We start from the raw sequence: 19,644 nt of genomic DNA on the forward strand, positions 1-19,644 counted from the left end.
AACATCAGTCACGATGGTAACTCGTATAACGTTAGCCTCGGTTGTCGTAGGTGCTCTGGCCGCGGTCGTCGCACTGCCAGGGTGCACTCCCCGGCCCGAAGGCCCCGGCCCGGCCGCCGAGAAGTTCTTCGCCGCATTGGCTATCGGCGACACCGCTACCGCGGCCCAGCTCACCGACAACCCCAACGAAGCCCGCGAAGCACTCAACGCCGCCTGGGCCGGACTGCAAGCCACCCACCTGGACGCGCAGCTCCTCAGCTCCAAGTACGCCGAGGATATGGGCACTGCCGCGTATCGCTTCACCTGGCATCTGCCCAAGAACCGGACCTGGAGCTACGACGGCCAGCTGAAGATGGCCCGCGACGAAGGCAACTGGGAGGTCCGCTGGTCGACCACCGGGCTGCATCCGAAACTCGGTGAGCACCAGACCTTTTCGCTGCGGTCCGATCCACCCAGACGGGCCTCGGTGAACGAACTCGGCGGTACCGACGTCCTGGCGCCGGGTTACCTGTACCACTACTCGCTGGACGCGACCGCGGCCGGTGCCGACCTGATCGGGACCGCACACGCGGTGGTCGAGGTCCTGCACCCGTTCAATCCGGCTCTGGACGCGCTGAACGACCCGCAGCTGCTCGCCGAACAGGCCAGCTCGTCGACCCAGCCGTTGGATCTGGGGGTCACGCTGCGCGCCGACGACAGCAATCGGGTCTTCGGCGCGATCGGACAACTGCCCGGCGTCGTGGTCACACCGCAGGCCGACCTGCTGCCCACCGACGACCATTTCGCACCGGTCGTCATTACCGAGGTGAAAAAGGCCGTGATCGACCAGCTCGACGGACAGGCGGGCTGGCGGGTGGTCAGCGTCAACCAGAACGGGGTCGACGTCGCGGTGCTGCACGAAGTCGAGCCGTCGCCGGCGCCGTCGATCACGATCACGCTGGACCGGACCGTGCAGAACGCCGCCCAGCGCGCGGTGGACGCCCGCGGCGGCAAGGCGATGATCGTGGTGCTCAAGCCGTCGACCGGCGAGATTCTGGCCATCGCACAGAATGCGGGCGCCGACGCCGACGGCCCGATCGCCACCACCGGCCTGTACCCGCCGGGGTCGACGTTCAAGATGATCACCGCCGGCGCGGCCGTCGAGCGCGATATGGCCACCCCCAACACCATGCTGGGCTGCCCGGGCCACCTCGACATCGGACACCGCACCATTCCCAATTACGGTGGCTTCGATCTGGGCGTGGTGCCGTTGTCGCGGGCGTTCGCCAGTTCGTGCAACACCACCTTCGCCGAACTGAGCAGCAAATTGCCGCCGCGTGGTCTGACCCAGGCGGCCAGTCGCTACGGCATCGGCCTGGACTATCGGGTGGAAGGCATCACCACGGTGACTGGTTCGGTGCCGCCGACGGTCGATCTCGCCGAGCGCACCGAGGACGGGTTCGGTCAGGGCCGGGTCCTGGCCAGCCCCTTTGGCATGGCGTTGGTAGCGGCGACCGTGGCGGCGGGCAAGACCCCGGTGCCGCAGCTGATCGTCGGCCGGCCGACGGCGGTGGAGGGCGACGGCACGCCGATCAGCCCGAAGATGATCGACGCGCTGCGCCCCATGATGCGGCTGGTGGTGACCAACGGCACCGCCAAGGAGATCGCCGGCTGCGGTGAAATTTTCGGAAAGACCGGTGAAGCCGAATTCCCGGGCGGATCGCATTCCTGGTTCGCGGGGTATCGCGGCGATCTGGCATTCGCGTCGCTGATCGTCGGGGGCGGCAGTTCGGAGTACGCGGTCCGGATGACCAAGATGATGTTCGACATCCTGCCGCCCGGTTACTTGGCGTAGCCGGTCCTGGCTACGAGCCGTTCTGGCCGAAAATCAGCCCGCCGGCGCCGCCGCCGCCCGGCTTACCCGCAGGTGCGCCACTACCGCCGTTGCCGCCGCTGCCGCCGCTTCCCAGCAGCCAGGCGTCGCCGCCGTTACCGCCGTCACCGCCCGGACTGAGCCCGTCAACCGATGCGCCGCCGGCGCCGCCGGCACCGCCGTCGCCGATCAGCCCGGCCTTGCCGCCGTTGCCGCCGGGGCCGGCGCTGCCTCCGGCGGCGTGCGCAAAGCCGCCGCTACCGCCCATCCCGCCGGACCCGAACAGGATGCCGGCGTTCCCGCCGGCCCCGCCGACGCCTCCGGTGAAGTCGCCGGCGCCGCCGGCACCGCCGGCACCGCCATTGCCGAACAGGCCGATAGCGTGGCCGCCGGCCCCGCCGTTACCGCCGAGGGCGGCGCCTATCCCTGCGGGGCCTCCGTCGCCGCCGGTCCCACCGGAGCCGAAGACCACCCCACCGGTACCGCCGACGCCGCCGACCCCGCCGGCGTTGTGGCCGGCGCCACCGGCTCCGCCGCTGCCGCCGGAGCCGAACAGCCCGCCGGCACCGCCGGCGCCCCCGGCCCCGCCCGTCTGGGCCAGCGAGGCTCCGCCGGTGCCGCCGGCGCCACCGGGACCGAACAATCCGCCGGCGCCACCGGCGCCGCCGGCCCCGCTGTTGCCCGGGGAGCCGACCACTCCGAGCCCGCCGGCACCGCCGGACCCGGCGGTGCCGAACAGGCCGGCCGCTCCGCCGGCGCCGCCGGCACCGCCGTTGAGACCAAAGCCGCCGGTGCCGCCCGTCCCGCCGGTGCCGAACAGCCCGCCGGCACCGCCGTTTCCGCCGTCACCGGCGATGACGGCTGCCGAGCCGCCGCCGTTGCCGCCGTTGCCGCCGCTGCCGAACAACAGCCCGGCGGCCCCGCCGTTGCCGCCCCGCTGGCCGACGGCGCCGGAGCCGCCGGCGCCCCCGTTGCCGGCCAATAGCCCGCCGTCCTGTCCGTTTGCCCCGGAGCCCGGGGCGCCGGCTGTCCCGTTGCCGATCAGCGGGCGGCCCAACAGGGTCAGCGCGGGTGCATTGATGACGTCGAGCAGGTTCTGTTGAACATTGGCGGCCTCAGCGCCGGCATACGCCGCGCCACCGGTCGTCAAGGCGCGGACGAACTGGTCGTGAAACGTCGCCGCCAGCGCGCTGAGTGTCTGATAGGCGCGGGCGTGCCCGGAGAACAGGGCCGCAACGGCTGCCGAAACCTCGTCGGCGCCCGCGGCCAACAATTCGAGGGTGGCGGGCGCGGCCGCCGCGTTGGCCGACGTGATCGTCGACCCGATGCTCGATACGCTCGAAGCCGCCGCAAGGATCGAGTCCGGAGCGGTGATCAAGTAGGTCATGTGCACCTCGCGTTGCTTCGTGGCGATCCGCAGATTCGCCGCACCCAAGCCTCACTTGAGCCTCACCCAAGCCTCACCCAAGCCTCACCCAAGCCGAAGCCGCGACCGAAGGATCGTATCGCGATCGCGTTGGCGGGACCGGGTGTTTGCCGACGATGCAGCCGACTCGCCGAGCCGCGCCGGCCCGGTAACGGAGGTAAGTTGCGAGGGTGAGGCGACGACAGAACGATCAGGAAAGGTCATGACGGACAGCGGCGGGGACATGGTGGCTCCAATGACACTGCGGGTCTCGGACGCCGACCGCAACGGCACCATGCGGCGGTTGCACAACGCCGTCGCGCTCGGGTTGATCGATATCAACGAATTCGAGCAACGCTCATCTCGCGTGTCCTTCGCGCGTACCCACAGCGAACTGGAGGGGCTGGTCTGCGACCTGCCCGGGCCCGGCGCGATCGTCACGTCCGCAGCCGACCGGGTGGAACTGCGCGGCTGGGCAGGGTCGTTGAAGCGCCACGGCGAATGGATGGTGCCCACCCGGCTGGCGCTGGTCCGCCGCTTGGGTTCGATCGATCTCGACCTCACTAGGGCCCGTTTTGCCGGGCCGGTGGTGGTCATCGAGCTCGACATGAAGTTCGGTTCACTGGACCTGCGGCTGCCCGACGGCGCCAGCGCCTCGATCGACGACGTCGAAGTGTATGTGGGCAGCGCCAGCGACCGCCGCAAAGACGCACCGGCGGAGGGGACGCCGCATGTGGTGCTGACCGGCCGGGTGGTCTGCGGTTCGGTGGTGATTCGGGGCCCACGCCGGGCGTTGCTGCGTCGCCATCAGGCTTGATCGTGGCGCGGGTACAGCTGAGAGGTGGGCAATTCCCCGGGCAGCGGCCAATGAGGCGCAAGTGGCGAGGCGTCGCAGCGGTGGGCGGCATTTGACGGCTCGTCCCGCGGGCGCGGCTAAGCTAGCGGGATGCCTGCTCGCACCGCGCTTTCCCCCGGCGCCCTGTCCCCGACGCGGCCGGTGCCCAAGTGGATCGCGCGCCCCGAATACGTCGGCAAGCCGACGGCCAAGGAGGGGACCGAACCGTGGGTGCAGACGCTGGAGGTAATCGAGAAGATGCGCGTCGCCGGCCGGATCGCGGCCGGCGCCCTGGCCGAGGCCGGTAAGGCCGTGGCCCCAGGGGTGTCCACCGACGAACTGGACCGGATAGCGCACGAGTACATGGTCGACCACGGCGCATATCCGTCGACGCTGGGCTACAAGGGATTCCCGAAGTCGTGCTGCACGTCGCTCAACGAGGTCATCTGCCACGGAATCCCCGACTCGACGGTGATCGCCGACGGTGACATCGTCAACATCGATGTCACCGCTTACTTCGACGGCGTGCATGGCGACACCAATGCGACCTTCCTGGCCGGCGACGTCGCCGAAGAACACCGCCTGCTCGTCGAGCGGACCCGGGAGGCGACGATGCGGGCGATCAACGCCGTCAAACCCGGACGCGCGTTGTCGGTCATCGGGCGGGTTATCGAGTCCTACGCAAATCGGTTCGGCTACAACGTGGTTCGCGACTTCACCGGTCACGGCATCGGGACCACGTTCCACAACGGGTTGGTCGTGCTGCATTACGACCAGCCCGCGGTGGAAACGATCATGCAGCCGGGCATGACCTTCACCATCGAGCCGATGATCAACCTGGGCGCCCTGGACTACGAGATTTGGGACGACGGCTGGACGGTGGTCACCAAAGACCGCAAGTGGACCGCGCAGTTCGAACACACGCTGCTGGTGACCGACACCGGCGTCGAAATCCTCACGTTGCCGTGACCTTTCCGGCGCGAGCAGTCGCAAACTCGCATGATCGTCGCCGCAGCGGTGCGAGTTTGCGTCTGCTCGCCGCCACACGGTGAGCGGCGCGCTGCTGGTTGCCGGGACCAGCTCCGATGCCGGCAAGTCCGTGATGGTCGCGGGCCTGTGCCGGTTGCTCGCCCGCAGCGGCGTGCGGGTGGCGCCGTTCAAGGCGCAGAACATGTCCAACAATTCAGCCGTCGCCGTGGAAGGGGGCGAGATCGGCCGGGCTCAGGCCATCCAGGCTCGCGCGGCGGGGTTGGAGCCCAGCGTGCGGTTCAACCCCATCCTGCTCAAGCCGGGCAGCGACCGGACGTCGCAACTGGTCATCCGGGGCCGAGTCGCCGATAGCGTCACCGCGGCCGGCTACCTGCGGCATCGCGACCGGTTAGCTGGGGTCGTGCTCGACGAATTAGCAAATCTGCGAGCCGAGTTCGATGCCGTAATCTGCGAGGGAGCCGGTTCTCCAGCCGAAATCAATCTGCGGGCAACGGATTTGGCAAATATGGGGCTGGCGCGCGCGGCCAACCTGCCGGTGGTGGTGGTCGGCGACATCGACCGCGGCGGTTTGCTGGCCCATCTGTTCGGGACGGTCGCGGTGCTCGACCCCGACGACCAGGCACACATTGCGGGCTTCATTGTCAACAAGTTTCGGGGTGACCCGCAGCTGCTGCAGCCGGGGCTGCAGCAGCTGCTGGAGTCGACGGGGCGCCCAACCTACGGGGTGTTGCCCTACACCGACGAGCTCTGGCTCGACGCCGAGGACTCGCTGTCGGTGGTGGCGCACCGTGTCGTCGGCACGCCCGAGCCGCCCCGCGGCGACCAGTGGCTGCGGGTGGCGGCGGTGCGGATGCCGCGGATTTCCAACTCCACCGATGTCGAGGCGCTGGCGTGTGAGCCCGGCCTGCTGGTGCGCTGGATTACCGACCCCGCCGACCTGGCCGACACTGACCTGATCGTGCTGCCCGGCAGCAAGGCCACGGTCGCAGATTTGTCGTGGCTGCGCGACCGTGGCCTGGCCAGCTGCATCGTCGACCACGCGCGGGCCGGCAGGCCGGTGCTGGGGATCTGCGGCGGCTTCCAAATGTTGTGCCGCAGCATCGAAGACACCGTTGAGTCCGGAGCCGGGGCGGTGGCGGGGCTGGGGTTGTTGGACGCCGACATCGTGTTCGCAGCGGCCAAGACGCTGCGGCGCTGGCGGCAGCCGTTGACCGGTTACGAAATCCATCATGGGCAGCTGGCCCGCTGTGCCGAGGTGGGCTGGTTCGACGTCGACTCCGAAATGCACGGCATCAGGTGCGGCGCGGTTTTCGGCACCCACTGGCACGGCCTGCTCGACAACGACGACTTCCGTCGCGCCTGGCTCAAGCAGGTGGCCACTGCCGCCGGCCGGAGCGGATTCGTCATCGCCGCCGGCGTCAACGTGGCGGCGCGACGCGACGCTCAGCTGGATCTGATGGCTGATCTGTTGGCGTCGCATGTCGACGTGCAGGCGGTGCTCGGCCTGCTTGCCGGGCCGCCGCCGCGGCGGCCCTATCTGGTCAGCGAACTGCGGGGCTAGGTCGGGCTAGCTTCGCTTGCTGAGCTAGATGAGTAATTCCCAACTGCTCACCGAGTGTGCACCGGCTGCGCCGAGTGTGCACTGGCGGTGGCGACACGCCGGGCGGTGCCGCCGTGGTTGCACTCTCGGCGTGTCGGCTTGTAAAAGCTCGGGCAGCACTAATGCTGCGGCCGGGGGAAGTTCGGGCACCGGTAACAACGGAAGCGCCGGTAACTCGGGCTTCAACAACAACGGCAGCGGCGGACAGTCGGGCACCGGAAACAACGGTGGCGCAGGAACTTCGGGCTCCAACAACAACGCCTCTGGCGGCAGCTCCGGCTCGGGCAACAACGGAACCGCCGGCAATTCCGGCAAAGGTAACAACGGTAGCGGCGGTAACTCGGGCTTCAACAACAACGGCAGCGCGGGCAACTCGGGCACCGGCAACAACGCGGTGACGTTCGGCAGCTCGGGGACCGGCAACATCGCGGCGCAGGGCAGCTCGGGTTCGGGCAACTCGGGCACCGGCGGGGATTCGGGCAAGGACAACGCGGGAAGCGCGGGAAGTTCAGGCTTCAACAACAATGGGTCAGCCGGCAGCTCGGGCCGCAGCAACATCGGCGGCGGCAATGCCGGCAGCGGCAACATCGGCTTCGGCAGCTCCGGCACGACCAACATCGGGGCCGGCAGCTCGGGCACCAACAACCCAGGTGCCGGCAATGCGGGCACCGGCAACGTCGGCGCCGGCAGCTCGGGCACCAGCAACCCGGGCGCGGGCAGCTCCGGCAACCAGAACCTGGGCTTCGGGAGTTCCGGCAGCTACAACCCCGGCGCCGGAAACTCGGGGACGCTGAACCCGGGCGCGGGCAGCTCGGGGCTGCTCAACATCTACGCCGGGGACTCCGGCTACCTGGCGTTCGGCCTGGGCAACTCGGGCTTGCTGACGCCGGGTGCGGGGAATTCGGGCCTGTTGACACCGGGTGCGGGAAACTCGGGGGGTCTGCTGGCCGGATTCGGGAACTCCGGAGCGCTAAACCTCGGTGCAGGGGTTTCGGGCTTACTGGACTTCGGTGCGACCAACTCCGGCCTGCTCAACTTGGGCACCCTGTTGTCCGGCGTCAAGAACCTCGGGATCTACACCTCGGGTACCGAGGACATCGGTTATGTACCGCGGGCGCTTTACGTCGCCAACCTCATTTTCGGTGCGCTGACGGGTCTGTGAGCGGGCCGCGCCGAACGTCTGGAACCGGTGCGCACCCAGCCCGGTTCCCTGTACTTTGGCGTAAGTGTCCGCGATGATGACCACGCTCGACGGATTTCCGGTTCCGGTAGCGGTATCGGGTCCGGCAACGGGCGTCGTCGTCACCATTCTGGGCGCCGAACAGCGTGCCGTCGCGGCCTACGGCGCCATTTGTGAGCGCCTGCACACCGCATCGCTTCGGACCGTCGTTATCGGCGCTGACCCGCGGCTGACCGCCAAGTCCGTGATGGGCATCCTCGACATCCTGGCGATCGGCTGGGCGGTGGTGGTCGGTGACCGCGCGGGCGGCGAGCTCGCCTGGGAACTGGCGGCGACCAGGCTGGGGCGGTTCGCCGGTCTGGTGGCCATCGATCGCGGACATCCGCGTGTGGCCGATGTCAACGGCGTGGTCCGCGACGACCACTGCCCGCCGGTGGAGATCAGCACCACCGTGCTGGTGAGTTCTCCGGCTACGCGCAAGGTTGCCCGCGACAGCCAGCGACTGGTCTACGCCGATTACCGGGTCGTGGACCTGCCGGCGCGGCGCAATGCACACGACTCGACCGCGCAGTTGGCCACCGAGATCGTCCTGCGCACCAGCGGCTGGTAGTGCGGCGCCGGCTCTGCATCGACGTGCTTGGCGCAGTGGTTCGCACAACGTCGAAATTATTGTCCTACAATGCGTTTCGCGGTGTTGCTCGGCTGGCAAGCCCGAGTGGGCAGGCGGCGGTCAAATCAGTTTCAATGCGGCGGTGATCGATTGGGGAGCCAGCGTGGTTTCGGACACCTCTAGGGGTCGGCCGGTGATCGGTTTGACGACGTATCGGGAGCAGGTGCAGACCGGGATCTGGGACGTCCCCGCGAGCTACCTGCCCGCCGACTACTCCGACGCCGTCATCATGGCCGGTGGCAACGCGGTACTGCTGCCGCCGCAGCCGGTGGATCCGGAGAACGCGAACCGGGTGCTGGACGGCCTGCATGCTTTGGTGATCACCGGGGGCTACGACATCGATCCCGCCGCATACGGCCAGTACCCGCATCCGGCCACCGACCAGCCCCGAGCCGACCGTGACGCCTGGGAAGTCGCGCTGTTGAAGCGGGCGCTGGATCGGGGGCTGCCGGTGCTCGGCATCTGTCGCGGCGTGCAGGTGCTCAACGTCGCGCTCGGCGGCACGCTGCATCAGCACCTTCCCGACGTCCTCGGCCATAGTGGGCATTGCGCGGGAAACGGGATCTTCACGACGCTGCCTGTCCAGACCGTGCCGGGCAGCCGATTGGCGGGACTGATCGGAGAGTCGGCCGACGTCCCCTGCTATCACCATCAGGCGATCGACGAAGTCGCTACCGGCCTGGTAGTCAGCGCGACGGACGCCGACGGTGTGGTCGAAGCGCTGGAGTCTCCCGGAAACGGATTTCTGCTTGCGGTGCAATGGCATCCGGAGAAGTCGCTGGACGACCTGCGGCTGTTCACCGGGCTGGTCGAGGCGGCGCGCGCCTACGCGCGCCGTTAGGCGCCAGCCCGACGTGGCACTGTCGCTCCGAGCCGGCGGCGTGCACCGATGTGAGCGCTGCGGGGGCTCGTTTGTGCTTGCGGTGCAATGGAATCCGTGCTCATCCGCCCGCCGGTGATTGGGGTACGACGCTCGGGCGCAGCTCGAACCGCGACGCAGAGGGGCCGCTGGAACCACGTCCGCCCATGCTGGTGAGCGGCATGAACGGCACACCCGTCGACCCCGGCTCTGCCGACCCGAACGGTGCCGGAACCCAGCTCTGGCCCGGCAATGTGGAGTGAGAGCTCGACGTCAGCATCGCGGTCCAGGCATGCGGCACGGACAGCGCGCCAGCCGACATGCCCCGGCCCATGGCGGCAGACACCGCGGCACCTCCGCTCCCGCCGCCCAGGCCGGATAACAATGACCCCACCGAGCGCGCTCCCGAATCGAGCGCCTTCATGGCACCACCGGCAACTGCCGTGGCCGGGCCCGTGGCGGCCTTGGCGAAGCCCAGGCCCTTGTCGAGGAAATTCAGCGGATACATCGCGAAATTCAACGGCACGGTAAGCGAACTCAGCTTCGACAGCGACGTCGACAACGAGATAAGCGTGGTATCCAGCGACGTAACCGTCGACGACGCGGACAGCCCGTGGAGCGCTTGCGGCACCGTAGCAAGCAGCTGGGATCCGGCTAGCAGGATGTCTTGCGCCGGTATTGCCGCGGCGGCGCCGCTCGCCTGGGCGACCGCAGCGCCTTGTCGCGCCAACCCCGCCGGGTCGGTGATAGGCGGGGGCGCGGCGAACGGAGTCAACGTCGACGCGCTCGCCGAAGCGCTGGCATAGCTGTACATGGCGGCGGCGTCTTGAGCCCACATGTGCTCGTAGTCGGCCTCGGTGGCCGCGATCGCCGGGCTGTTCTGACCCAGGATGTTCGTCGCGACCAGCGACATCAGCAGCGCACGATTGGCCGCAATCACCGGCGGCGGAACGGTTGCCGCGAACGCCGCGGCATGGGCGGCGGCGGCCGCCTGCGCTTGGGCCGATGCCTGTTCAGCCCGGGTTGCCGTGGCGCTGAGCCATCCGGTGAACGGTGCCGCGGCTTGGGCCATCGCCACCGCGGCCGGGCCCTGCCACTTGCCGGTCAAACCCGAAGTGGCCGAACCGTAGCCGCTGGCGGCCGCGTACAACTCGGCGGCCAGCGCATCCCATGCGGCGGCGGCGGTCAGCAGGGATGCCGAGCCGGGACCGCAATAGATGCGCGCAGAATTGATTTCCGGGGGCAAACTACCGAAATCCATTGCTAGATCTCCCTGGCTTCGGCTTGGTCGGCTGTTGAAGTTGGATTGCGTTGCATTGAAAGTTGCATTGAAAAAGGACATGAGCTTCTCCCGTTGGGCATGGTGTGCTGTGCCGGGGGCGCGAGGGGCCGAGCCGGCACTGATTCGCAGGCGTCACACCGATTTCAGGCAGCATGACGTGATCGTGGCGCCGCGTAGCGGCAAAGCTACTGACGCGGTTGAGATTTCACCTGCTGCGGCGCCGACCGCAGAGGGGCCGCGCCCGGATGGCCTGGCGCTGGCCGATCAGCAGCGCGCGACGCAGAGTTGGTTGAGATAGTCTTGGCCGGCAACTGGGGCAGCCGGCGCACGGGTGTGCGGCGCACCCGGTGGGTACCCGGCCGTGCAAAGCGATGCCGGCGTCGGCAACCACCACTGCGGCGGTGTAGAACGCGACCACGTCGGCGGCCGATCACGCTTGAGCCCAGGGCTTTTGAACGGTGTCGTACCCGTCGATGAAGTGCACTGATGCGAATCGCTGGAGGCCTGGAACCGAATGTCGGAACGCGCCTGCGCACGCGACTCGCCCATACCGGCGGTGTTGGCTGACACCATGGTCGGTTGCGACGAAGCGGACGCAAGAGCGGCCCGCAACGCCCAGCATCCGACGACGGCGGCCAATAAGCTCAACCCGGCGACAACAGCGATGGCCCGCTGCCATCGCGTTGGTTCACCCCGACCCCGCAAACTCACAGTGCGTCCACCCTATCAGCGACCCGAAGTTGCGGCAGCCGATCAGCCCGGGAATCAGCCCGGGAATCAGACCCCGAAGACGATCAACGGGATGGCCATTTCGGTGGCCGTGGCCGCACCATGAAAGCCGATGAGCCGAGCCGTTTCCGGAGGCTCGTGGCCGGTGGCCAGCACGGCCGTCTCACCCCGGCAGATGACCACGACATCGCCGATCCGCGGCAGGTGCCGCGGGCTCACCGGGCCGAACAGTCCCGTCGCCACCGCTTCCTGGCGGCTGTGCACGTCCGCCCGGCCGGCCAGCACTTCTCTCCAGGTGGCCAGCACATCGGCGGTGGCGCCAGGTTGGGTGTGCAGGTAGCGCACCCGCGGTTCGCCGGCGACCACCCGGATTCCCGCCGTCAGCCGCGGGTCGGCATCGAGATCGAGCCGCGCAACCGCGGGCACGTTGAGACCGCCATGGTCGGCGGTCACCAGCAGCGCCGTATCCGGGGGTAGCGCCTCGACCAGCCGGGTCAGCAGGTTGTCGACGCTGCTCGCCGCGGCGTGCCATTGCTGCGAACCGAGGCCGAATAGGTGTGCGGCAGTGTCGAGTTCGGCGGTGTAGCCGTAGACCAGCCCGGGCGCCGCAGCCAACTCGTCGGCGATCTGCTCGATGTAGTCCTGGTCCTGATACGCCGCGCGAAGTTGCGCCCCCCGGTATGCCGCGGCGGTCAGCCCGCTGCCGACTAACCACTGCGGCAGCACGGCGCGCACCTCGACGCCGGCCCGGGCCAGTCGCTCGAACCAGGTGGGCAGTGGTTGCCATTGGGTGTGCGGCGGATCGTCGCGCCACCGGATGTGATTGAGCACCGTGCCGGTGCCCGGGATGTTGAGCGTGAAGCCCAGGATGCCATGCTCGCCGGGCTGGGCTCCGGTGGTCAAGGAGACCAGGTTGGTGGGTGTGGTGGACGGGAACGTGCACACGAGCTGGCTGAGCCGACCGGTGGCACCGGCCAGGACCGCGGCGAGAAGCGGTGCGTCGCCGGCTAATTCCGGCAGCAGGTGCCAGCCCAACCCGTCGACGAGGATCACCAGGACGCGATCGACCCGGCCGACGCGGTCCGCAATCGCCAGCTTGTCGACCGCTGCGGAGACCCCGAGCAGCGCGGCCGCGGCGGGCAGCACGTCGCAGATCGAACCGAGCGCCACTAGACCGGCGCCAGGCGCCGGCTGGTCACCCGCAGTTGTCGGTCGGTGCTGTCGGCCAGCGCGCGCACCTGGTGCGGCCGTAGCCGCCCGCACAGCCGGCCCCAGTGCACGGCGACGTCGTCGCCGGCGGCGACGTCGGGAACGGCGCTGTACCCGTCGGCCCAGACGTCGAGCACCCGTGGCGAGGGCTCGGACAGCCCCAGCGTCCGGCCGTCCCACACCAGCCGCCGGCACGAGATTTCGACGGCAGCTCCGGTGCGGGAAAGGACTGTCCCCCAAGTGATCCGGCAATTGTCCAACACGCTCAGCGGGTGGTCATCGCGTCCCCGGCCCAGAAACCGGGTCCACGGATAGACACCGAAGACATGAAAGCAGTGATTGGCGGCGGCCTCGTCGGCCAGCTGCGGGAGGTGCGACCAGTAGCGTCCCGCCTGCGGGCCGATGATGGCCAGCAGGTCCTCGAAGAACCGGCCGGGATCGAGGTCGGCGCCGACGCCGCCGCCGAGCCAATACGATTCGACCAGCCGGTAGTCCAGCGGGTCGGCGATGCCGGTCAGACGTGACAGCACGCGCAGGTACGGCCAGGCCCCGGAGAACTTCGTCGCCGCCACCCGCACGTCGTCGGCCGAGCCGTCGCGCAGGGTGGCTCCCAGCGGGGGACCACAATAACCCAGCGCGTTAGGGGCATAGGCATACCGGGCGAACATCTCGGGGCCCGGTTCCACGCCGCGTCCGGCCACCGTCACCCCCGCCCCGAAGACCCCACCAGCTTGACCGCGTCACGGTGCATGCGACCGAAGTTGTAGTAGGCCGCACATGCTCCCTCCGGGGACACCATGCAGGTGCCGATCGGTGTCTCCGGGGTGCACGCGGTGCCGAAAACCTTGCATTCCCACGGCTTGAGCACACCCTTGAGCACCTCACCGCACTGGCACGCCTTCGGGTCGGCCACCCGCACCCCGGGCATCGCGAACCGCAGTTCGGCGTCGAAGCCGGCGAAATCGTCGTGCAGCCGCAGCGCGCTCTGCGAGATGAAACCCAGCCCGCGCCATTCGAAGTGCGGGCGCAACGCGAACACCTTGGCCATCAGCGCCAGAGCGGCCGGGTTGCCCTGTTCGGGCACTACCCGCTTGTACTGGTTTTCCACCTCGCAGCGGCCCTCGCGGATCTGGCGCAGCAGCATCGCGACCGACGCCAGGATGTCCAGCGGCTCAAACCCGGAGACCACCAACGGCTTTCCATACACCTGCGGCACGAACCGGTAGGGCCGGTTGCCCACGACGGTCGAAACATGGCCGGGCCCAATAAAACCCGACAGCCGCAGGTCCGGTGATTCCAGGATGGCCTTGATCGGCGGCACGATGGTCACGTGGTTGCAGAACACGCTGAAGTTGGGCAGCCCAAGGTCGCGGGCCCGCACCAGGGTGACCGCCGTCGAGGGCGCGGTGGTCTCGAAGCCGATCGCGAAGAACACCACCTGCTTGTCCGGGTTGTCCTGGGCGATCTTCAGCGCGTCCAACGGTGAATAGACGAAGCGCACGTCGGCGCCGCGAGCCTTGGCGTCCAGCAAGCTGCCGGCCGAGCCGGGCACTCGCATCATGTCGCCGAAGCAGGTGAAGATGACGTCGGGCTGGCCGGCCAGCCACATGGCGTCGTCGATGCGGCCCATCGGGATCACGCACACCGGGCAACCGGGGCCATGCACCAGTTCGACGTTGTCGGGCAGCAGGTGTTCGATCCCGTGCCGATAGATGGTGTGGGTGTGCCCGCCGCAGACCTCCATGAACTTGAAGTGTTCGGGGCCGGAGCCGGCCAAATGTTCGATCACCGTCAGCAGTTTGCGCGCCGCGGCCGGGTCGCGGAATTCGTCAACGAATTTCATGGTGTGGCACCCCTGTTCAGATGATCGCCGACGAATCGAAGGCTTGCATTTCGGTGGTGTAGGCATCGCCCAGCTTCTGGATCGCGTCCAGGGTGAGCAGCGCCTCGGTCTCGTCGATCTTGGCCATGGCGAAACCGACGTGGATGAGCACCCAGTCGTCCGGTGCCGGCATGTCGTCGTCGAGTAGCCGCACGCTGATCGTCCGCTGCACTCCGCTGACGTCGACCTTCGCCAGATAGTTTGCCGGGTCGGTGATCTCGACGATCCGCCCCGGAATGCCCAGGCACATGTCAGTTCCTTCCCCAGGTCAGCAGATTCGCGGCAGCGGATCTCCGACCAGCATGTCGACAATCCGGGTACCGCCGAATCCGGTACGCAGCACTACGGTTTCGGCCGGTTCGGCGACGATTTCGCCGACTTCGGCCGCATCGGTGCCCAGCGGATGCGAGCGCACCGCGGCCAGCCCGGCTTCGGCTTCCTCCGGTGCGACGACGGCGACGAACTTGCCTTCGTTGGCGACGTAGAGCGGGTCGATGCCCAGCAGCTCACACGCGCCGGTGACCATCGGCGCCACCGGAATTCGTTGTTCTTCCAGCAGCACCCCCAGCCCGCAGGCCTGGGCCAGTTCGTTGCAGACGGTGCCCACCCCGCCGCGGGTGGCATCGCGCAGCCAGCGGGTCGACGGCGCGGCCGCCAGCAGCAATTCCACCAACGGGCTGAGCGAGGCGGTGTCGGAACGGATGTCGGCCTCGATGGCCAGATCGCCGCGGGCCAGCATCACGGCCATGCCGTGATCGCCCATCGACCCCGACAGCAACACCTTGTCGCCGGCGCGCACCGCGTCGGCGACAAGGTGCCGCCCGGCGGGAATGACCCCGGTGCCGGTGGTGGTGACGAACAGACCGTCGGCGGCGCCCCTGGGCACCACCTTGGTGTCGCCGGTGACGATCTGCACCCCGGCCTCGGCGGCCGCGGCCGCCATGTCGGCGACGATTTCTTTGAGCTCGGCAATAGGGAAGCCCTCTTCGAGCACGAAGGCCGCCGAGATCCAGGACGGCACGGCACCGGCCATCGCCAGGTCGTTGCAGGTTCCATGTACGGCCAGCGCGCCGATCGAGCCGCCGGGAAAACGCCTGGGCGCCACCACGAATGAATCGGTCGACATGGCAACCCGCTCGCCGCTGGGCAACGGGAGCACCGCGGCGTCGCCTAGCGACTCCAGCGTCGGGTTGCGGAACGCCTCCAGGAACACCGCATCGACCAGCGCCGCCGAGGCCTTGCCCCCGGCTCCGTGGGCCAGGGTGACGTGCTCGTCGAGCAGCCGGGGCCGTCGCCGGCGGAACGACTCGATGCGCTCGATGACCTCGCCCTCGGCAAAGCGCGGTCCTGACGAGAGATAGTCGCCGGCGCGGCTCATGCGGCCCCTCGATCCCGGCTGCCCCGTTCGTGGACCGCCACCCACAGTTGATAGCCCAACAGCGCCTGCGATTCCTGGATCCGGTGCACGCTTTGTGACCGAACGATGAAGCAGGTGTCCACATTCGGGTTGTCGGCGAAGGCGCCGCCGTCGTATCCGGCGAAGCCGATGGTGTACAGGCCCCGCTGGCGCGCCTCGGCGAGCGCGGCCAGCAGATTGGGCGAATTGCCGCTGGTCGACATGGCGATCGCGATGTCGCCGTCGCGTGCCCGGGCGATCAGCTGGCGGGCGAACACCAGGTCGAATCCGACGTCGTTGCCCAAGGCGGTAAGTATCGCCTGGTCGGCGGTCAACGACCAGGCCGGTAGCGGCGTGCCGATCGGCGGCCGGGCGAACAGCCGCGCCAGGGTGGTGGAATCGGTGCAACTGCCGCCGTTTCCGAAGGTGAACAGCCGCCCGCCCGCCGCGAATCGGCGCGCCATTTCGGTGGCGGCTGCCGCCAACAGGTCGGCGTTGGCTTCCAGGGTGGCGCGGCGCAGGGCCAGGCTTTCGGCGGCCTTCGCCTGCGCCGACGCGGCCAGGTCGGCCAGCAGCGATTCGGGGTTTTCCTCCTGCGCATCGATGAACGGATACAGGAAGTTGGTCGGCTCGTCGCTCATCAGGCGTCCTCCTGGACGGGGTTCATTAGCGCCGCTCCTCGATCCCGGCTATGCCGGCATCTTCGTCGCCGACGCGGCTGAGGGCCGTGCCGGCATGCACCAGCACCAGATCACCGGCCTCGACCTGGCCGACCAGGCTGATCACCACATCCTCGACGCCCCGCGCCGTGCGCACGGCCGCCAGCCCGTCGGCCGTAGCGGCCACCACTTCGCCCAGGCGTCCCTCGTCACTACACGTCACACAAACCTCAGCTGCGCATTCAGGTTTGAGTAACCCCGGATGCTCGAAACACACATGCGTCAGCTCCCACAACACGTGGTAGAAGAGCACGAAGCCACCGGTCGCGGGCACCCGCGGGTCGGGGTCGTCAAGCCACAACACGTGGTCGGCCGCACCGGCTTTCGGGCGTTCACCACTACCGATCCACACCGTGGTGGCACCCCAGGCCGGAGCGCGTCGCATGATCGAGCGTACGTCCGGCTGCTCGGCGCCGGCGACCGCGACGACGATGTCGCCGGGCCGCACCGATACCCGCGCCAGATCCACCAGATCGGGTCCGGTCAACGCCACCGCCGGCAGTGCCCGCTTGCCCATGATCACCGGATGGACGAACTCGACCGCGATGTGCAGGGCATGCGGTTCCCACGACGGCGCGATCGACCACATGGTGGCTCCCGCCGCGAACCGCTTGGCCAGCGTGAAAGCGGTGGCTGCCAGGTCGGCGGCCAACTCGGCACTGAGCCCGCGGTCGATGGCGGTGGGAATGCTCATTGCTCGGCCGCCTCCGCCCCGGTCAGCATCGAAATCACGGCCTGACCGAGCGCCAGCCCGCCGTCGTTGGGCGGCACCGTGTGGTGGGTCAAGACCTCGAAACCCATGTGCTGCAACCGTTCCCGGCACCCTCGCAGCAGCAGGACGTTCTGGAACACCCCGCCGGTCAGGCCGACCAGCCGCACACCGCCGGCCACCTGGGCGACCACCTTGGCGACGGCGTCGGCAACCGCTCGGTGAAAACATGCGGCCAGCAGCGCCGGTTGGGTGCCGGCACGCAGGGCCGACACCAGGGTTTGCACCATGGTGGCCGAATCGATGACCCCGGCTCGCACCGTCAGGGGCAGCGACGGCCCGGCCCGGTCACCGGCCGTCTCGGCCAGCGCTTCGAGTTCGATGGCGGCCTGGCCTTCGTAGTCGATCCGGTGGCGCACCCCGAGTATCGACGCGACCGCGTCGAACAACCGGCCCATGCTCGAACACGGCACACAGCCGGTGCCGCTCTCTAATTGCGAACGGATGAGCCGTAATTCGTCGCATGTCGCGGCCGCGACCGGTGCCAGATCCGGGGTCCAGTCGAGGTCGGCGTGCCACAGCTGCGCCAGCGCCATCCGCCAGGGGTTGCGTACCGCGGCGTCGCCTCCGGGCAGCGGTACCGCCAACAGGTGCCCGGCCCGCACGAAGCGGTGGCTGTCGCGGCCGAGGACCAGGATCTCCCCGCCCCAGATGGTGGCATCGCAGCCGTAACCGGTGCCGTCGAAGGAGACTCCGACGACGGGTTCGCCGAGGCGCCCGTGTTCGGCCAGCAGCGACACGACGTGCGCATGGTGGTGCTGCACCACGTCCAGCGGTCGATCGCCGGCGTGGCGCTCGGCCCAGCTGCGGGTGTGATACCCCGGATGCAGGTCGGCGGCCAATCGCTTTGGCTCACCACGTATTTCGCTGAGCTGGCGCACCGCGCGCTCGAACGCGCGCAGCGTCTCCCAGGTGCCCATGTCGCCGATGTGGGCGGACAGGTACGCGCGACGGCCATCGATGAGGCAGAACGTGTTCTTCAGTTCGCCGCCCACCGCCAGGACGGCCGGGCCGTCGCACCCGAGCTCGACCGGCAGCGGCGCGTAGCCGCGGGAGCGGCGGATCGGCAGCTCGCGCGCCCACCCCTTCTCGCTGACCACCCGCACCACCGAGTCATCACACGGCACATGGATGGGACGGTCGTGGTCGAGCACCGCATCGCAGAGCTGCGAAAGTCGCTCTGCCGCATCAGTGTCGGTGAAACAGATGGGCTCGTCGGACCGGTTGGCGCTGGTCAGCACCAGCGCGTCGGGAACCGGGCCGCGGCCACCGGGCACCGGCGCCAGCAGCAGGTGATGGATGGGGGAGTAGGGCAACATCAGCCCGAGCAGCGGGCTACCGGGCGCAACGGAGTCGGCTACCACGGCGGTGTCACGCCGGCGCAGCAACACGATGGGCCGGGCCGGGCCAGACAACACCGCCGCCTCGGTGTCGTCGACGAAGGTGTAGCGGCGGGCCACGTCCAGATCGCGTACCAGCATGGCAAACGGCTTGGCGCCCCGCGCCTTTCGTGACCGCAGCGAGCGCACCACCGCGTCGTCGCCGGCCGCGCAGGCCAGGTGGTAACCGCCGATCCCCTTGATGGCGACCACCGCGCCGGCTGCCAGCGCCCGTTGGGTGGCCGCCAGCGCGGCGTCGGAGCCGCGAACCCGCCCGGCTGCTGACCGAAACCACAGCGACGGCCCGCAGTCCGGGCAGGCGATCGGCTGCGCGTGGAATCGGCGATCGCAGGGGTCGTGATATTCGGCCGCGCAGCGCTCGCACATGGCAAACCCCGCCATGGTGGTACCCGGGCGGTCATAGGGCAGCGTGCGGATCACGGTGAACCGTGGCCCGCAGTTGGTGCAGGTGATGAACGGGTGCCGGTAGCGGCGGTCCCGGGGGTCGAACAATTCGGCGATGCAGTCGTCGCACACCGCGACATCCGGCGGAATCGGCGTCGTGGCACCCCCGACCGTCCGGCTGGCGACAATCCGGAACCCGGATGTGCCTGTCTCGGTAGGGATCTCGGTCACCGAGACCGAGCTGATCCGAGCCAGCGGCGGCGCCTCGGCACGCAACCGGCGGGCGAACTCGTCGAGCTGAGCCCGCCCGCCCTGCACCTCCACGAAGACGGCGCCGGAATCGTTGCCGACGAACCCGGCCAGGCCGAGCTCAGTGGCGAGCACGTGGACGAACGGACGAAAACCAACCCCTTGGACGACACCGGTGACGGTGATGCGCCGCCGAAGATCGTCGGAGCGCAGCAACAAGGGCGTGTCGGTCAT

General features: G+C 68.9%; 17 protein-coding genes. 7 read left to right on the plus strand and 10 right to left on the minus strand.

The window, feature by feature from the left end; genetic code table 11:
- Nucleotides 1-13: 13 nt before the first annotated feature.
- Nucleotides 14-1,834 (plus strand): penicillin-binding transpeptidase domain-containing protein, encoded by a 1,821-nt coding sequence (locus tag AWC07_RS21530; RefSeq protein WP_036409778.1) that lies wholly within the window; start codon nt 14-16, stop codon nt 1,832-1,834.
- A gap of 10 nt (nt 1,835-1,844) precedes the next feature.
- Here the strand turns inward: AWC07_RS21530 and AWC07_RS21535 are convergent, their stop codons facing one another.
- Nucleotides 1,845-3,239, minus strand: a complete 1,395-nt coding sequence (locus AWC07_RS21535) for a PE family protein (protein WP_036409779.1) — start codon at nt 3,237-3,239, stop codon at nt 1,845-1,847.
- Between the two features lie 241 nt (nt 3,240-3,480).
- Between AWC07_RS21535 and AWC07_RS21540 the strand changes: the two genes are divergently transcribed.
- The 6 genes from AWC07_RS21540 (at nt 3,481) to AWC07_RS21575 (ending at nt 9,373) form a co-directional block, all read left to right on the plus strand.
- Nucleotides 3,481-4,074, plus strand: a complete 594-nt coding sequence (locus AWC07_RS21540) for a DUF1707 SHOCT-like domain-containing protein (protein WP_036409781.1) — start codon at nt 3,481-3,483, stop codon at nt 4,072-4,074.
- A gap of 129 nt (nt 4,075-4,203) precedes the next feature.
- Nucleotides 4,204-5,061 carry a type I methionyl aminopeptidase gene (gene map, locus AWC07_RS21545; protein WP_036409783.1) on the plus strand — a complete coding sequence of 286 codons (858 nt, stop codon included), beginning with the start codon at nt 4,204-4,206 and terminating at the stop codon, nt 5,059-5,061.
- A gap of 79 nt (nt 5,062-5,140) precedes the next feature.
- Nucleotides 5,141-6,643, plus strand: coding sequence for a cobyric acid synthase (locus AWC07_RS21550; RefSeq protein WP_085105225.1), 1,503 nt, complete (start codon nt 5,141-5,143; stop codon nt 6,641-6,643).
- Nucleotides 6,644-6,773: 130 nt separating this feature from the next.
- Nucleotides 6,774-7,844 (plus strand): hypothetical protein, encoded by a 1,071-nt coding sequence (locus AWC07_RS27150; RefSeq protein WP_051507799.1) that lies wholly within the window; start codon nt 6,774-6,776, stop codon nt 7,842-7,844.
- Between the two features lie 73 nt (nt 7,845-7,917).
- Nucleotides 7,918-8,472, plus strand: coding sequence for an alpha/beta hydrolase (locus tag AWC07_RS21570; RefSeq protein WP_036409936.1), 555 nt, complete (start codon nt 7,918-7,920; stop codon nt 8,470-8,472).
- A 142-nt stretch (nt 8,473-8,614) separates the two neighbouring features.
- Nucleotides 8,615-9,373, plus strand: coding sequence for a gamma-glutamyl-gamma-aminobutyrate hydrolase family protein (locus AWC07_RS21575; RefSeq protein ID WP_051507798.1), 759 nt, complete (start codon nt 8,615-8,617; stop codon nt 9,371-9,373).
- A gap of 100 nt (nt 9,374-9,473) precedes the next feature.
- Here AWC07_RS21575 and AWC07_RS21580 read toward each other — a convergent pair whose 3' ends face one another.
- From AWC07_RS21580 to hypF, 9 genes are all read right to left on the minus strand, one after another.
- A complete protein-coding gene (locus AWC07_RS21580; protein WP_036409932.1) occupies nt 9,474-10,652 on the minus strand; it encodes a PPE family protein in 1,179 nt (392 codons plus the stop codon).
- Nucleotides 10,653-11,450: 798 nt separating this feature from the next.
- Nucleotides 11,451-12,572, minus strand: coding sequence for an alkaline phosphatase family protein (locus AWC07_RS21590; protein ID WP_036409930.1), 1,122 nt, complete (start codon nt 12,570-12,572; stop codon nt 11,451-11,453).
- Nucleotides 12,572-13,318, minus strand: a complete 747-nt coding sequence (locus AWC07_RS21595; protein ID WP_036409928.1) for a DUF6390 family protein — start codon at nt 13,316-13,318, stop codon at nt 12,572-12,574. The genes AWC07_RS21590 and AWC07_RS21595 overlap by 1 nt, the downstream gene beginning before the upstream one ends.
- Nucleotides 13,315-14,454, minus strand: coding sequence for a hydrogenase formation protein HypD (hypD, locus tag AWC07_RS21600; RefSeq protein WP_036409926.1), 1,140 nt, complete (start codon nt 14,452-14,454; stop codon nt 13,315-13,317). The genes AWC07_RS21595 and hypD overlap by 4 nt, the downstream gene beginning before the upstream one ends.
- A 16-nt stretch (nt 14,455-14,470) precedes the next feature.
- Nucleotides 14,471-14,743, minus strand: a complete 273-nt coding sequence (locus tag AWC07_RS21605) for a HypC/HybG/HupF family hydrogenase formation chaperone (protein WP_036409924.1) — start codon at nt 14,741-14,743, stop codon at nt 14,471-14,473.
- 18 nt (nt 14,744-14,761) lie between these two features.
- Nucleotides 14,762-15,871, minus strand: coding sequence for a hydrogenase expression/formation protein HypE (gene hypE / locus AWC07_RS21610; RefSeq protein ID WP_051507797.1), 1,110 nt, complete (start codon nt 15,869-15,871; stop codon nt 14,762-14,764).
- A complete protein-coding gene (locus tag AWC07_RS21615) occupies nt 15,868-16,530 on the minus strand; it encodes a D-sedoheptulose-7-phosphate isomerase (RefSeq protein WP_036409922.1) in 663 nt (220 codons plus the stop codon). Before AWC07_RS21615 ends, hypE begins: the two co-directional genes overlap by 4 nt.
- A gap of 25 nt (nt 16,531-16,555) precedes the next feature.
- Nucleotides 16,556-17,302, minus strand: coding sequence for a HypC/HybG/HupF family hydrogenase formation chaperone (locus AWC07_RS21620; protein WP_036409920.1), 747 nt, complete (start codon nt 17,300-17,302; stop codon nt 16,556-16,558).
- Nucleotides 17,299-19,644, minus strand: coding sequence for a carbamoyltransferase HypF (hypF, locus tag AWC07_RS21625; protein WP_036409919.1), 2,346 nt, complete (start codon nt 19,642-19,644; stop codon nt 17,299-17,301). The genes AWC07_RS21620 and hypF overlap by 4 nt, the downstream gene beginning before the upstream one ends.

It is taken from the genome of Mycobacterium gastri, assembly GCF_002102175.1.
In the GTDB taxonomy this organism is placed as follows: Bacteria; Actinomycetota; Actinomycetes; order Mycobacteriales; family Mycobacteriaceae; genus Mycobacterium; species Mycobacterium gastri.